12 protein-coding genes are annotated in these 14,498 nt (G+C 73.3%); 7 read left to right on the top strand and 5 right to left on the bottom strand.

The features are described 5' to 3' along the window. Positions 1 to 254: 254 nt before the first annotated feature. The 4 genes from RM704_RS00655 to hemC all read left to right on the top strand — a co-directional run bounded on the left by RM704_RS00655 (position 255) and on the right by hemC (position 6,532). Positions 255 to 869 carry a hypothetical protein gene (locus RM704_RS00655; protein WP_311588673.1) on the top strand — a complete coding sequence of 205 codons (615 nt, stop codon included), beginning with the start codon at positions 255 to 257 and terminating at the stop codon, positions 867 to 869. Beyond that, the gene (locus RM704_RS00650) at positions 869 to 3,286 is read left to right on the top strand and encodes a bifunctional serine/threonine-protein kinase/ABC transporter substrate-binding protein (RefSeq protein ID WP_033528698.1); all 2,418 of its coding nucleotides are present in this window, start codon (positions 869 to 871) and stop codon (positions 3,284 to 3,286) included. Before RM704_RS00655 ends, RM704_RS00650 begins: the two co-directional genes overlap by 1 nt. Beyond that, positions 3,286 to 5,526, top strand: coding sequence for a bifunctional serine/threonine-protein kinase/ABC transporter substrate-binding protein (locus RM704_RS00645; protein ID WP_033528697.1), 2,241 nt, complete (start codon positions 3,286 to 3,288; stop codon positions 5,524 to 5,526). Before RM704_RS00650 ends, RM704_RS00645 begins: the two co-directional genes overlap by 1 nt. A gap of 73 nt (positions 5,527 to 5,599) precedes the next feature. Next, positions 5,600 to 6,532: a hydroxymethylbilane synthase gene (hemC, locus tag RM704_RS00640; RefSeq protein ID WP_033528696.1), complete on the top strand. Its 933-nt coding sequence runs from the start codon at positions 5,600 to 5,602 to the stop codon at positions 6,530 to 6,532. A gap of 25 nt (positions 6,533 to 6,557) precedes the next feature. Here hemC and RM704_RS00635 read toward each other — a convergent pair whose 3' ends face one another. From RM704_RS00635 to RM704_RS00620, 4 genes are all read right to left on the bottom strand, one after another. Next, complete coding sequence (locus tag RM704_RS00635) at positions 6,558 to 7,019, bottom strand: GNAT family N-acetyltransferase (protein ID WP_192829715.1); 462 nt, start codon at positions 7,017 to 7,019, stop codon at positions 6,558 to 6,560. A gap of 96 nt (positions 7,020 to 7,115) precedes the next feature. Then, a complete protein-coding gene (locus RM704_RS00630; protein WP_033528694.1) occupies positions 7,116 to 8,195 on the bottom strand; it encodes an enoyl-CoA hydratase/isomerase family protein in 1,080 nt (359 codons plus the stop codon). Positions 8,196 to 8,397: 202 nt separating this feature from the next. After that, on the bottom strand, positions 8,398 to 9,285 hold the full coding sequence (locus RM704_RS00625; protein WP_033528693.1) for a class I SAM-dependent methyltransferase: 888 nt from the start codon (positions 9,283 to 9,285) through the stop codon (positions 8,398 to 8,400). Positions 9,286 to 9,455: 170 nt separating this feature from the next. Beyond that, on the bottom strand, positions 9,456 to 9,674 hold the full coding sequence (locus tag RM704_RS00620; protein WP_033528692.1) for a hypothetical protein: 219 nt from the start codon (positions 9,672 to 9,674) through the stop codon (positions 9,456 to 9,458). Between the two features lie 219 nt (positions 9,675 to 9,893). Here RM704_RS00620 and RM704_RS00615 point away from each other — a divergent pair, with 219 nt between their 5' ends. Further along, positions 9,894 to 10,709, top strand: coding sequence for an SAM-dependent methyltransferase (locus tag RM704_RS00615; protein WP_033528691.1), 816 nt, complete (start codon positions 9,894 to 9,896; stop codon positions 10,707 to 10,709). A 92-nt stretch (positions 10,710 to 10,801) separates the two neighbouring features. Here the strand turns inward: RM704_RS00615 and RM704_RS00610 are convergent, their stop codons facing one another. Next, positions 10,802 to 11,125, bottom strand: a complete 324-nt coding sequence (locus RM704_RS00610; protein WP_052146158.1) for a hypothetical protein — start codon at positions 11,123 to 11,125, stop codon at positions 10,802 to 10,804. Positions 11,126 to 11,312: 187 nt separating this feature from the next. Between RM704_RS00610 and RM704_RS00605 the strand changes: the two genes are divergently transcribed. Together RM704_RS00605 and RM704_RS00600 are read left to right on the top strand one after the other, a co-directional pair. Further along, on the top strand, positions 11,313 to 11,996 hold the full coding sequence (locus tag RM704_RS00605; RefSeq protein ID WP_052146157.1) for a hypothetical protein: 684 nt from the start codon (positions 11,313 to 11,315) through the stop codon (positions 11,994 to 11,996). A 197-nt stretch (positions 11,997 to 12,193) separates the two neighbouring features. Beyond that, positions 12,194 to 14,473 carry a M4 family metallopeptidase gene (locus RM704_RS00600; RefSeq protein ID WP_311588663.1) on the top strand — a complete coding sequence of 760 codons (2,280 nt, stop codon included), beginning with the start codon at positions 12,194 to 12,196 and terminating at the stop codon, positions 14,471 to 14,473. Positions 14,474 to 14,498: the final 25 nt, after the last annotated feature.

Below are 14,498 nucleotides of genomic sequence, written 5' to 3'. Positions count from 1 at the left end.
GGGGGCGGGCGTTGGGCGACAAAACGGCTGGACCTGGAGGGGGTTGGCGGCTGAGGGCCGCCGCGTCGGGGGCCGCTGCGGCGGTGTTCCTCGGCGGTTGCAGCGCGGGGGCGGCGGAGCAGGCGGACACGCCCCGGCCCACGGCGTCCGGGTCGGCGACGCCTTCCGCTTCCGCGTCCGGACAGCGGTCGGCGGAGGACGCGGAGCCGACGGCGACACCGTCCGCCACACCGTTCACGGCGGACCCCGATCGCGTGCCGCGCGGGAGGGAGGACGGCGCCGCGCTGGCGGAGGCGGTCGCGATGCGGCCACAGGACTGGGGCTCGGGCTTCGAGGCCCAGCCGCTCGCCCGCAGCGCCGAGGGAACCATCGCCCTGCTCGACGAAGAGTGCCGGTGGCAGCGCCGGGCGCTCTCCGACGACGTACTGGGCTCCCTCTCCCTGTACAGCCAACTGCCCGGCACCGGAAAGCGCGGCACGGTCAGGGTGACCGCGACGGTGACGGTGCACACGGCGGTGCTCGACGCCGACGACCATGTGTCCGCGACGCTGGAGGAGGCGCTGCGCTGCCCCGAGCAGCAGGTGCGCGCCGACGAGCGGATAGCGGGACTGATGTCCGTGGGCACCCCCCGCGGTATGCGCGGCAACAACTACGCCGACGACTCGGTCCTGGAGACGGGCGTCTACCTCACCGGCACCGGCAAGGCGGACTACCGGTGGATGATCACCCGGCTCGGCCCGGTCACCATGACGGTGTCGATCAAGGGTGCCGAGGGCTGGACCGTCGACGAACTGGAGCAGTTCATGACGCGCGGCACCACCACCATGCTCGACCGGGTGGCATACGAGCTGGGCGGAGGCGAGGGCTGATGGAGCGACTGCGTTCGTCCGACCCGGCACGGATCGCCGACCACCGGCTGCTCGGCCGGCTCGGCGCCGGGGGTATGGGCGTGGTGTACCTCGCCCGTACGCCCGCCGGTTCACTCGTGGCGTTGAAAGTGCTGGCGGCGGAGTACGCCGAGGACACGGGTTTCCGGGAGCGGTTCCGGCGCGAGGTGGAAGTGGCCCGGCGCGTCAGCAGCCCCTGGGCGGTGCCGCTGATCGACGCCGACGCCGACGCGGAGGCGCCGTGGCTGGCGACGGCGTACGTGCCCGGCCCGTCCCTGGCCGAGGCCGTGGCCACGCACGGGCCGCTCGGCGAGCTCGGGCTGCGGGTCCTCGGGGGCCGGCTGGCGCTGGCCCTCGGCGAGGTCCACCGGGCGGGGCTGGTCCACCGGGACCTCAAGCCCGGCAACGTCCTGCTGGCGGCGGACGGGCCCCGGCTCATCGACTTCGGCATAGCAAGGGCCCCCGAGGACAGCGGACTCACCGCGACGGGGCTCGTCGTCGGTACGCCCGGCTACCTCTCCCCGGAGCAGGCCGAAGGGCGTGGCGGCCGAACCATCGGCGCGCCCAGCGACGTGTTCTCCCTCGGCTGCGTCCTGGCGTTCGCGGCGACGGGCCGGCCCCCGTTCGGCACGGGGGCCCTCGACGCCCTCCTCTACCGGGCCGTGCACGACCCGGCCGACCTCGACGGTGTGCCGGGCCCTCTCGGCGAACTGTTGTCACGCTGCCTGGAGAAGGACCCGGCGGACCGCCCCGAGGTGGCGGAGCTGATACGGGAGCTGCTGCCCACGGAGGCTGAGGAGGGCACGGCCGCCGCCACCCCGGCCGGGTCCGCCGAGCCCCCGGCCGCCGAGCCCTCGGCCGCCGAGCCCTCGGCCGAGGGGACTTCGGCCGACGGGACTTCGGCCGAGGGGACTTCGGCCGAGCCCTCCGCCACTGCGGCCCGCACGCCCGGCGGCGGCGCCTACGAGTCCTGGCTGCCCGACGAGGTGGTCCGGCTGATCGCCCGGCGCTCCACCGAAGCACTCGCTCTGCCGGACATCGACCGCACCGAGATCTCCGCCGGCGCCACCGGCGCGGACGCCGCCTCGGCGACCACACCGGACGTCGGCCTCCCCGGCACCCCCGCGCCGCCCCCGACACCCGGCTCCGGCGACACCGTGCCCGTGGCGTCCGGCGGAACCACCGCCGCCCCGGCGAGGCGCCGTGTCCTCCTAGGCGGCGCGGGTGCGCTGCTCGCCGCAGGGGGCGGCACGACCTGGTGGACCCTCGGCCGGGACGATGGCGGTTCGGGGAACGGGGAGCCGGCCGCGTCCGCCTCCTCGCGGCGGCCCGCCTACACCGTCGCGCTGCACGGCGACCTCAGCGGCGACCAGCGGGACACCGGCAGGGCCCAGGAGAACGGACTGCGCCTGGCCGTCGCGGAGTTCAACGCCCGACGCGACGCTCCCTTCCAGGTGGAGGTGCGGACCGAGGACGACGCCGGCGACGCGGCCGAGTCCGCCCGGGTGGCGAAGCGGCTCGCCGACGATCCCGCCGTGCTCGCCGTGGTCGGCCCGACCACGGACGTGACCGCCCAGTCCGCGCTGGCGGCCTACGACGCCGCGCTGCTGCCCGTGGTCGCCGTGTCCCCCGGCGCCATCGCCCTGTCCGTGCAGGGCTTCCGTTCGTTCCTGCACGCCCGCCTGCCCGACTCGCTGCTGCCGTTCTACATGGACGCGTTCCTGCGGAGCACCCGGCCCCGCAGGGTCGGGGTGGTCGTCGACCGGGCGGCCGACAACTACGGCTGGGAGGTCAGCGCCAATCTGAGCAAGCAACTGCGGGCGGCCGGTCAGCCGTACGTGCCCCGCGTGGTCAGCACCATGCGGACCGGTTTCGGGGACACGGTGGACGACCTGCTGGCCGCCGACATCGACTCGTTCGCCTTCGCCGGGCTGTCCCACCGGGCCGCGTCGTTCGCCCGGACCCTGCGCGAGCGCGGTTTCACCGGTGCCCGCGCCGCCGGACCCGCCCTGCTCGACCCCCGTTTCCTCACGGCGGCGAAGGAGGCCGCCGACGGGTGGACGATCGTCGCACCGGTCGTCGACCCGGCGGACGTCCCCGAGGCGAAGGCGTTCGTGGACGCCTACCGCAAGCGGTGGAAGAAGGCGCCGCCCCGGTACGCGGCGGAGGCCTACGACGTGACGTCGATGGTGCTCACGTCGCTCGCGGGTCTCCCCTCCGGAAGCCGTACCCGCGAGGAGCTGCTCGCCGCGCTGCGGGCCGCCAAGTACCAGGGTGTCACCCGGACCTACGCGTTCCAGAAGGTCGGTCTGCCGGTCATCGACGGCACCGGCGGCTACCTCTGGCGCGTCGAGAACGGAGCGTTCGTGTACGGCGGCCCGGCGCCGCTGACCGCCTGATGGAGCCGCTGCGCGCCGCCGATCCGTCGCGGCTGGGCGACTACCGCCTGCTGCGGCGGCTCGGCGCCGGCGGCATGGGCGTCGTCTTCCTGGCCCGCGCGCCCGGCGGCGCCTTCGCCGCGGTGAAGGTCGTCCGGGCGTCCCACGCCGACGACGCCGGGTTCCGGGCCCGGTTCCGCCGGGAGATCGAGGTGGCCCGGCAGGTGGACAGCCCCTGGGTGGTCCCCCTGCTGGACGCGGACGCCGACGCGGAGGACCCGTGGCTGGCGACCCCGTTCGTACCGGGCCCCTCGCTCTCGGAGGCACTGGAGGGACACGGGCCGTGGTCTCCCGCGTCCGTGTGTGTGCTGGGGCTGCGGCTCGCCGAGGCGCTCGACGCGGTCCACCGGGCAGGACTGGTGCACCGCGACGTCAAACCGGGCAACGTGCTGCTGGCCCCGGACGGTCCGCGCCTGATCGACTTCGGTATCGCGCGCACGCCGGAGGGTACGGCGCTCACGTCCACCGGCGTCATCGTGGGCTCCCCCGGCTTCCTGTCGCCCGAACAGGCGCGGGCGCGCGGTGCCGGGATCGGCCCGCCCAGCGATGTCTTCTCGCTGGGCTGCGTCCTGGCCCACGCCGCGACCGGCGTCCGGCCGTTCGGCACCGGGGCGGCCGCCGGAGTGCTGCTGCGCACCGTGTACGACGAGCCGGAACTGCCCGGGATCCCGGGAGCGTTGGAGCCGGTCGTACGGGCGTGTCTGGACAAGGACCCGGCGCGCCGGCCGACCGCCGTCGAGGTCCGTGGGGCGCTGGACGCGGCGGTGCCGGCCGATCGGGAGCGGTGGCTGCCGGAGCCGGTGACCCGGCTGATCGCGCAGCGGTCGGCGGCGGTGCTCGCGATGGGGGCGATCGAGCCGACCCGGGTCACCGCACCGGCACCGTCGGCGTCGCTCCCGGACGTGGTGACGGTGACGTCGCTCAAGGAGCCGGACGCCGGGGCCCGGACTCAGGAGCAGGCACGGACTGGGGCTCGGGCCACGAGTCGCCGTGGTTTCCTGGCGCTCGGCTCCATGGGGGCGGCCGGATTGCTGACGGTCGGCGCCGGGGCGTGGTGGTGGCGGAACAAGACCGAGCGGAAGCCCGGTGCGGGAAGCCCGCCCTTGTCCGGCCCGCGCGCCGAACTCGTCGTCGCCTTCCAGGGCGACCTCTCCGGCACGACCGGCGAGGTCGGGCGGGCCCAGCTCAACGGCGCCCGGTTGGCCGTCGCGCGGGTGAACGCCGACGACGACCGCCCGCTGCGGCTGACGCTGCGCGCGTACGACGACGGGGGCGAGCCCGACCGGACCCTGGACCGGGCGACCCGGCTGGTGGAGGACGACCAGGTCCTCGCGGTGCTGGGACCGACCACGGACGCCTGTTTCCTCGCCGCGGAGACCACGTACACGCGGGCCGTGCTGCCCGTCGTCTCCGTGTCGGTCGGGGTGACGTCCCGGGTCAGGGACGCCGGTGCGTCCACGCTTCGTTCGCACGCACAGCTCTCGCCGACGGACGACCTGCTCGCCGCCCCGTGCAACATCTATCTCACGGGCGAGACCGACGCCCGCAAGGTGTTCCTGGTCGAGGACCGGGCCGAGGGCGACTTCGCCTGGACCCTCTGCAACTACATCCAGCGGGCCCTCGGCCGCGACGGCAGGGAGACGACCACCACGAGCGTCGCCGCGGGGAAGCTCGACCACACCGCGCTCGCCGCGCGGGTCGTCGCGGCCGGGTCGGACGCGGTCGTGTTCAGCGGAGGGCAGGAACGGGCGGGCGCCTTCGCCGCGGCGCTGCGCGAGGCCGGGTTCTCCGGGGCCCGGGTCGCCACCCAACGGGCCTTCGGCCCACGGTTCCTGGAACGCGCCGGCAGGGCGGCCGACGGCTGGGTCTTCGCCACCGCCTTCATCGATCCGACGGCGACCCCGGCGGCCCGCTCCTTCGCCGAGGAGTACGAGGAACGCTACGGGGAACGGCCGGGCCGGTACGCGGCGGAGGCGTACGACGCGGTGCTGTTCCTGGCCGAGGCGTGCACGAGCGGGGACGCGGCCCTGCGGGAGCGCGGCGCGATCGTGCGCCGTATGCGGGAGGTGTCCTACACCGGCATCAGCCGCACCGTCGCGTACACCTCGGACAACGGATACAACCACGACGCGATGTTCCTGTTCCGCGCTACCGAAGGGGAGTTCGACTTCCTCGGGCAGTACCAGCGGGCGGACGTATGACGGCGGCGGCCGGACTCGGGGCCGGGACCGAAGGTGGTCACGAGGGCCCGTCCCGAGGGGCTATCGTGCCTTCATGTCGCAGGACCTGATTCGTATCGTCTCCCGAGACTCACCCATGGCTCTGGCGCAGGTCGAGCGCGTACGCGCCGAACTCGCCGTGCTCCACCCGGCGCTGCGCACCGAGGTGGTCCCCGTGAAGACGACCGGGGACAAGTGGATGGGCGATCTCTCCAAGGTCGAGGGCAAGGGGGCGTTCACCAAGGAGGTCGACGCCGCGCTCGTCGCGGGCGAGGCCGATCTCGCGGTGCACTGTGTGAAGGACATCCCAGCCGACCGGCCTCTCCCGGCGGGCACGATGTTCGCGGCGTTCCTGAAGCGGGACGACATCCGTGACGCGCTCGTGGACCCCGCCGGGCGCACCCTGGACGAGCTGCCCGCCGGAACCCGTATCGGCACCTCCTCCGTGCGGCGTACCGCGCAACTAGCCGCCTCCCACCCGCACTTGGACTGTGTGCCGTTCCGCGGCAACGCCAACCGCCGGCTGGAGAAGCTGGCCGCGGGCGAGGCGGACGCGCTGCTGCTGGCCGTCTCCGGGCTGGAGCGGATCGGCCGTGCGGACGTGATCAGCGAGATCCTGCCCGTCGAGACGATGATGCCGCCCATCGGCGCGGGCGTGCTGGCGCTCCAGTGCCGGGAGGACGACAGCGACACCATCGACACGGTCAGCGGGCTCGGCGATCCGGACACCCACCGGGAGACCCTCGCCGAGCGTATGTTCCTGCATGTGCTGCAGGGCCACTGCAACAGCCCCATCGCCGGCTTCGCCCGCACGGACCGCGGCGGCGAACTCTCCCTGCGGGCCTGTGTGTTCACCCCCGACGGCAAGACCGTCCTCAACGCCCACGAATGGGCGGGCCGCCTCGACCCCGCCACCCTGGGCACCTCCGTCGCGGTGGCCCTCCTCCGCCAGGGCGCCCGCGACCTCATCGACGGCATCCCGCACTGATTTACGCCGACGCCCGGCCCGCAGGTCAGTCGAGTCTGCGGGCCAGCACCTGCCCCGGCCAGCCGTCGGAGAGGAAGGGCGTGGTCGGGGTGAAGCCGTTGCGTTCGTAGAAGGCGACGAGGCTGCCGCCGCCCCCCGCCCAGCAGTCGACGCGCAGGAGTCCCACCCCGGCGCGGCGGGCTTCGTCGACGGCGTGGGAGAGCAGCGCCGCGCCTATGCCGTGGCCGGCGTGCCGGCGCTCGGAGACGAGGAGGCGGACGTACCGCTCGGGTTCGTCGGCCGGGGGGATCGGCATCTGCGGGCTGGGGCCGGAGTCCAGGACGAGGGCGCCCACGGGTGTGCCGTCCCACTCCGCGATGTACGGGGTGTTCTCGGTCGTGTAGCGGTCGATCCGTGACGGTCCGTCGGGTCGCTCGGAGTACGGGATCGTGCCCCACTGTTCGGTGTTGCCGCGCGCGTTCATCCAGGCCACCGCCGAGTCGAGCATGCGGAGGATGGCCGGTGCGTCGGCCGGGGAGCCGGGCCTGATGCGGAGGGTGTGGGGGGAGTCGGGGGTGTTGGGGGTGGAGGTCACGCCGGCAGCCTAGGTGTTGTCGTGGTCGGTGCGGCCGGGGCCAGGGCCGAGGCCGAGTTCACGGTCGCCGAGCGGGGCGAAGAAGCGGTGCACGTCCGCGTCGGTGACGTCGGTGAGCGTGGCCGGGCTCCACCGGGGGCGCCGGTCCTTGTCGATGACCTGGGCCCGGATGCCCTCGACGAGGTCGGCCGTGGCCAGGGCGGCGCAGGAGACGCGGTACTCCTGGTCCAGCGCCTGTTCGAGGGAGCCGAGGCTTCGGGCCCGCCGCACGGCGGTGAGGGTGACCTTGACGGCGGTGGGGGACTTGGCCAGCAGGGTCTCCGCGGTCTCCTTCGCCGCCGGGTCGCCGTGGGCGAGCAGTCGTCGGACGATCTCCTCGGCCGCGTCGGCGGCGAAGCAGGCGTCGATCCATTCCCGTCGCTGCGCCAACTCGCCGGGCGGCGGCTGCCGTACGTGCCGCGCGACGGCGTCCTGGGCGGGCAGTTCGGCGAGGTCGTCGAGGAGCGTGCCGAGTGACGCGGACGGCACGTAGTGGTCGGCAAGGCCGCACAGCAGGGCGTCGGCGGCGCCGATCGCCGTGCCGGTGAGGGCGAGGAGGGTGCCGAGTTCGCCCGGTGCGAGGGCCAGCAGACGGGTGCCGCCGACGTCCGGGACGAAGCCGATGCCCGTCTCGGGCATGGCGATCCGCGACCGTTCGGTGACGATCCGGACGCTGCCGTGCGCGGATATCCCGACGCCACCCCCCATCACGATGCCGTCCATGACGGCGACATACGGCTTGGGGTAGTGGGCGATGCGGGCGTTGAGGTGGTACTCGTCGCGCCAGAACGCGGCCGAGGCGGTGCCGTCCCCGTCCCGGGCGTCGTCGTGGACGACCCGGATGTCGCCGCCCGCGCACAGTCCGCGCTCCCCCGCGCCGGTGACGACGACGGTCTCCACGGCCGGGTCGTGCTCCCAGGCGGTGAGCGCCTCGTCGACGCGCCGCACCATGGTGTGGTCGAGAGCGTTGAGGGCCCTCGGCCGGTTGAGGACGATATGGGCGGCCCGGCCGTCGGTGTGCAGGAGGACGGGCTCGTCGCCGCCGGTCACCTGTCCGCCCCCGTCCGACGTCGGGGCACGTTCGCTTGGACACGCATGATCTGGTCGTTCCTTCCGGCTCGCAAGGCCCGTCGAGCCTACCCGCACGTCTGTGCCACCGGCCGCCCGCCCAGCGGGCACCCCCGAAGCCGCCGGACCGACGACCGACCGGCCGACGAGCCCACGACCGGCCGGCCGACGACGAGGGCACCGCTCACCCGGGAGGCTTCCGCCAGATCCTGATCTCGGTCGCCGGAAGGCGCTCCGCGAAACGGCCGTCGGGGGCCGTCGCCGCCAGCAGCGTCCGCAGGTCCCGCTCGAAGTCCGCACGTCTGTCGCCGAACAGGTGCGGCGCCGAATCGGACCGGGAGAACGCCCACGCGACGATGTCGTCCGGACTGCGGGTGACGATCTCCCCTGCCGGCACGACCAGTCGCGCGGGGCCCTCGAAACCGGCGCGTTCGATGATCGCCGCCTCTCCACCGGGTGTGCCGTCGACCAGTACTCCCTGCCCCGCGCGGCGCACCGGGCCCAGATACCGGCGTACCAGGTCCCGGATCCGGTCGTACGGCGGCGCGGGCGACGACGGCGGCGCGAGTGAGGGGACCGGTGCGGGCGAAGGCACCGGCGCGGGCGACACCACCGGCTCAGCGACCGGGTCCTTCAGGTCGCTGACGTGGACGAGCGCGCCCCCCGGCTCCAGCATCCGCAGCACGGTGGCCGCGACCCGGTCCCGGTCCGTCCAGTGGAAGGACTGGGCGAACACCACGGTACGGAAGGTCCCCAGCCCCGCCGGCAGGTCCTCGGCGCGGGCGGCCACCCAGCGCGCGTTGCTCACCCCCAGGTGTCCGGCCCGGCGCTCGGCCTCGGCCAGCATGTCCTCGTCCGGATCGACGCCGACGGCCTCCGTGAAGTACCGCGCCATCGGCAGCAGGACGATCCCGGGTCCGCAGCCGACGTCGAGGAGTCGGCCGCCGCCGTCCAGACCGAGGGACCCGGCGAGGGCTTCGGCGAACCCGGTGGCGTACGGGAGCCGGCCCCGCTCGTAGTACGCCGCGCTTCCCTGGAAGAGCGTGGGGTCCCACTGCCATCCGTCCGGCACGCCGACTCCCCCTCGCCTCCGCTCACCGACCCCTGTGCCGGAGCGGGTCCGCTCCGTGGTTCGGTTCAGTCGGACTCCTCAACGTACTCCTCCGACGGCCCGGTCTTCCCTGCCGGCCGCGGCGAGAGTCGTTGATCCGGACGAGGCCCCGGCCGGACCCCGGCAGGTTTCTACGCCCCGAAGCCGAGCAGTGCGACCTCCAGCGGGAGGGCGGGGCGCTCGGGGAGGGCGGGAGGGGTGTCTCCGCGTCCGGTGTGGGTGGGGGGAACGGCGCGCAGCGCCTTGATCCCGTCGGCGGCCCATCCCGCGTCCGTCGGAGGCAGCGACAGGGTCATGCGGCGGCCGTCGGCCAGCGTGGTCTCGATCGTGCCCGGGTCGTTCGTCGTCATGGCAACCCACTTCCGTCTCGCACCGCGTGCGTCCAGCCTCACCCGGATGGACGTGCGACCCCGGCCCGGAAGTTCCCCGTCCGGCCGGCGAGACGCGTCCGTGCCGGGAAACCCCTGCTCGGACGTACCGGAAATGGTGAACTGGCGTACGGGGCAGGGGTGTCGGGACGTAGGTTGTGTCCGAAACTCCTCGCTTCGGCTGAAAGACGGACGGTAGACATGACCGACCACGCGACCACGCCCGGTCCGGCTGCGCATCAGAAGATCGACACCTCGGTGCCGCACTCGGCCCGTATCTGGAACTACTGGCTGGGCGGGAAGGACAACTACCCCGTCGACGAGCAGGCCGGTGACGCCTACACCGCCGTGTTCCCCGGCATCGTGACCATCGCCCGCAGCAGCCGCGCGTTCCTGCGCCGCAACATCACCCACCTGGTCACCGAGGCGGGCATACGGCAGTTCCTGGACGTCGGCACGGGGCTGCCGACCGCCGAGAACACCCATGAGGTGGCCCAGCGGATCGCCCCGGAGTCCCGGATCGTCTACGTCGACAACGACCCCCTGGTCCTGGCCCACGCCCGCGCCCTGCTCCAGTCCACCCCGGAGGGGGCGACCGCCTACGTGGACTCCGACGTGCTCGACCCCGACCGCATCCTCGCGGCCGCCGCCGACACCCTGGACCTCAGCCGGCCCACCGCGCTGATCCTCAGCAACATCCTGGGCCACGTCGCCGACCACGACCGGGCGCGTTCCGTCGTCGAGCGCCTGATGGGGGCGCTGCCGTCCGGGAGCTACCTCTCCATCAACGACGGCTCGCGGGGCATCGACCCGGTTTTCGAGCAGGCCCAGGACGGCTACAACGAGAGCGGCGCCGTGCCGTACAACCTGCGTACCGTCGAGGAGATCACGTCCTTCTTCGACGGCCTGGAACTCCTCGACCCCGGCGTGGTCTCGGTCCCCCTCTGGCGCCCGGACACCACGGACCCCGCCCCTGAGGTCGTCGCCGAACACGGCGGTCTCGCCCGCAAGCCGTGAGAGGCCGCTGAAAAAGGGCTGGTGCCGGTGGGGCGTCTCCGGCAGGCTTCGCGGCGATGACCGACGACACCGCGAGCGGCCAGGTGTACGCCTCACCGGGCACGCTGGAAGGGCTGCTGCAACGCGGGCGCGGTCTGGGCGCGTTGCGTGCGCTCGGCGAGCCGGAGGAGGCGGCCGCGGCGGTCCGCGAGGTCGTGCCGCGGGAGTGGCGGTGGGACACCGTGGTGGACGACCGCTCTCTGTATCCGGCGCGCCTGGTGAGGGAGTCGGGTCTCGCGCTGGACCCCGTGGTCTCCCTCCTCGGGGGCGACGGGGACGACTGCGAGCGGGCCACCGGGATGCTGGAACTCCTTGCCCTGTCGGGATCGGTCGAGGCGCGCGAGACGTTGCGGGCGTACGTCCGCGAGGGCGAGCACTGGACCGATGTGCTGGAGTCGGTGGCGGACGCCTGGCCGGTCGAGTGGTGGGACGACCTGGCCGGCGTCGCTCGGGATCGACTCGGCGGGGACGGGCCGCGGTTGTGGCGCTCCGAGCCCTGGACGCGCTGGCGGGGGGGCCGAAACACGTACACCCGTCCACCCGCTCCGACCGCACCCGACCGATGTGGGTCCGAGCGGTGGCCGGCTGCTGGAGGTCCTCGCCGACGGCGGATCGGCCCGTCACACCAGGATCCGGGCCCTGCGCTGTCTGGGCGGGCGTCCGCCGGAGCCGGGGCTCGTCCCACTGGTACCCCTCCTTGCGGAGGTGAACGGCGAACTGCCCCTGCCGGGGCTCGTGTCCGCGGTCCTGCGGCTCGGCCCGCTCGCGGTCCCCGAGGCGCGGGCCTGGGCGGCGGACGGGCGGCCGTGGTTGTCGTGGATCGGCGTCCAGGTGCTGGCGGAGCATGGCACGCCCCGGGATCTGCCCCTACTGCCGGCGGAGCTCGTGGCGCACGAAGCGGCACGCCAGTGGTGCGGGCCCGCCCTCCTGGCCGCCGGGATCGCCCGTTTCGGCACGGCGGGCGCGGAGGCGGCGCCGGTGCTGCGCCGGCTGTGGCCGCGCACCCCGCACTCCTACGAACGGCCCGCCCTGCTCAAGGCGTTGGCGTCCGCCGCGCCGGCCGGACTCGACTTCGCCTACACCGAGTCGCTGTGGGACTGCGAATCCGACGCCCGGCTGTCGGGGATCGCCCTCGCCCCCGGTCTGCCGCACGTCCACGAGCGGCTGACGGAATTGCGGGACGACCCCATGGAGGAGGCCGAGGTGCGGGCCGCCGCCGGGGAGCGGCTGGTCACCAGCGTTCGATGATCGATCACTTTCCGGCCAAACACTTGTTGTGCTCCTGACACAGCAGCTCCACATCTGTCACTCTGTGCACACTCCGTCTCACGACGGCGCACGCGCATCCGCATCGCAGTACTCCCTGCACCACCCGGTGCCTCGACCCGTGCACCGGGTCCTTCGTACGGCCGCTCGTCCGACGCGGCCGCAGCAAAGGAGTTCGCGTGAGATCCACCCCCCACAGACGCACCACGGCCACAGCCGCCCTCGTGGTCGCGGCGGCGGTCCTCGCCGTCGCCGTCCCGGGCGCCCCCGCGATCGCACGTGGTGACGGCGGCGAAGGCACCGCCCGTCCCACGGCGGCCAAGGCGGACCGAGGGGCACTGCCCGCACAGCTCACCCCCGCACAGCGGGCGACCCTCGTCCGGCAGGCCGAGAAGGCCACGGACACCACCGCGGACCGCCTGGACCTCGGCAGCCAGGAGGAGTTGCGGGTCCGCGACGTCGTCAAGGACGCCGACGGCACCGTGCACACCCGCTACGAGCGCACCTACGCCGGCCTGCCCGTGCTCGGCGGCGACCTGGTCGTCCACGCCGCCAGGTCCGGCTCGGTCGAGAGCGTCACGCGGGCCTACAAGCCCGAGTTGAAGGTGTCGGACCTCAGCGCCGAGGTCAGCAGGGCCACCGCCGAGAAGCAGGCGGTCGCGGCGGCGAAGGAGGAGGGATCCACCAAGACCGCTCCGGACAGCAGCCGCAAGGTCGTCTGGGCCGCGAAGGGAAAGCCGACCCTCGCCTACGAGACCGTCGTCAGCGGCTTCCAGCACGACGACACCCCCAGTGAGCTGCACGTCATCACCGACGCGCAGACCGGGAAGAAGCTGTACGAGTACGAGGCCGTGCACACCGGCACGGGCAACACCCGGTACAGCGGCACGGTCACCCTCGGCACCAGCCAGTCCGGCTCGTCGTACACGCTGACCGACGCCGACCGCGGCAACCACCGCACGTACAACCTGAACCGGGGCTCCTCCGGCACCGGCACGCTCTTCAGCGGCTCCGACGACATCTGGGGCGACGGGACCACCGCCGACCTGGAGACCGCGGGCGCGGACGCCCACTACGGCGCGGCGCTGACCTGGGACTACTACAAGAACGTGCACGGCCGGAACGGGCTGCGCAACGACGGGGTCGCGCCGTACAGCCGGGTGCACTACGGCAACAACTACGTCAACGCGTTCTGGCAGGACTCCTGCTTCTGCATGACGTACGGTGACGGATCGGGCAACGCAAACCCGCTCACCTCGATCGACGTGGCCGCGCACGAGATGACCCACGGCCTGACCTCGGTCACCGCGGGCCTCAACTACAGCGGTGAGTCGGGCGGGTTGAACGAGGCGACCTCCGACATCTTCGCCGCCGCCGTCGAGTTCGCCGCGGGCAACCCCGAAGACGTCGGGGACTACCTGGTCGGCGAGAAGATCGACATCAACGGCGACGGCACACCGCTGCGTTACATGGACAAGCCCAGCAAGGACGGCTCCTCGCGCGACTACTGGTCCTCCACGCTCGGCAACGTCGACGTCCACTACTCCTCGGGCCCGGCCAACCACTGGTACTACCTTGCCTCCGAGGGCAGCGGCGCCAAGGTCGTCAACGGCGTCTCCTACGACTCGCCGACCTTCGACGGGCTTCCGGTGACCCCGATAGGCCGGGACGCCGCCGAGAAGATCTGGTTCCGGGCGCTGACCACGTACATGACGTCCACGACCAACTACGCGGGCGCCCGTACGGCCACCCTCCAGGCCGCCGCCGACCTCTACGGGCTCGGCTCGGTGACCTACAACAACACCGCCAACGCCTGGGCCGCGATCAACGTCGGCTCCCGGATCCTCGACGGGGTCACGGTCGTCCCGCCGGCCGCCCAGTACTCCCTGACCGGTCAGGCCGTCACCCTGGACGTCCAGGCGTCGTCCACCAACGCCGGCGCCCTGTCGTACGCGGCCACCGGCCTCCCGGACGGCCTGTCCATCGACGCCGCCACGGGCCGGATCTCCGGTACGCCGACCACGGCCGGCAACTGGACGCCGACGGTCACCGTGACGGACGCGGCCGGTGAGACCGGAACGGCGAGCTTCGCCTGGCGCGTGGACGAGGAGGGGAACCAGTCGGTGTTCGAGAACACCGCCGACTACCAGATCCCCGACAACTCCACCGTGGAGTCGCCGATCAACGTCTACCGGGCCGGCGCGGCGCCCAGCGCGCTCACCGTGGACGTGAACATCGTCCACACCTGGCGTGGTGACCTGGTCGTCGACCTCGTGGCCCCGGACGGCACCGCGTACCGGCTGAAGAACTCCTCGTCGTCCGACTCGGCGGACGACGTGGTCGAGACGTACACGGTGGACGCCTCCTCGGAGACCGCCGCCGGCACCTGGAAACTGCGGGTGCAGGACGTGGCCAGCCTCGACACCGGCTACATCAACAGCTGGAAGCTGACATTCTGACGAGCCGTCAGATCTCTTCCGGCTG

Source organism: Streptomyces gottesmaniae (genome assembly GCF_031845845.1).
GTDB classification, from domain to species: domain Bacteria; phylum Actinomycetota; class Actinomycetes; order Streptomycetales; family Streptomycetaceae; genus Streptomyces; species Streptomyces akebiae.
Note: the sequence above shows the minus strand (reverse complement) of the source record. Positions and strands in the feature narration are given on the sequence as shown.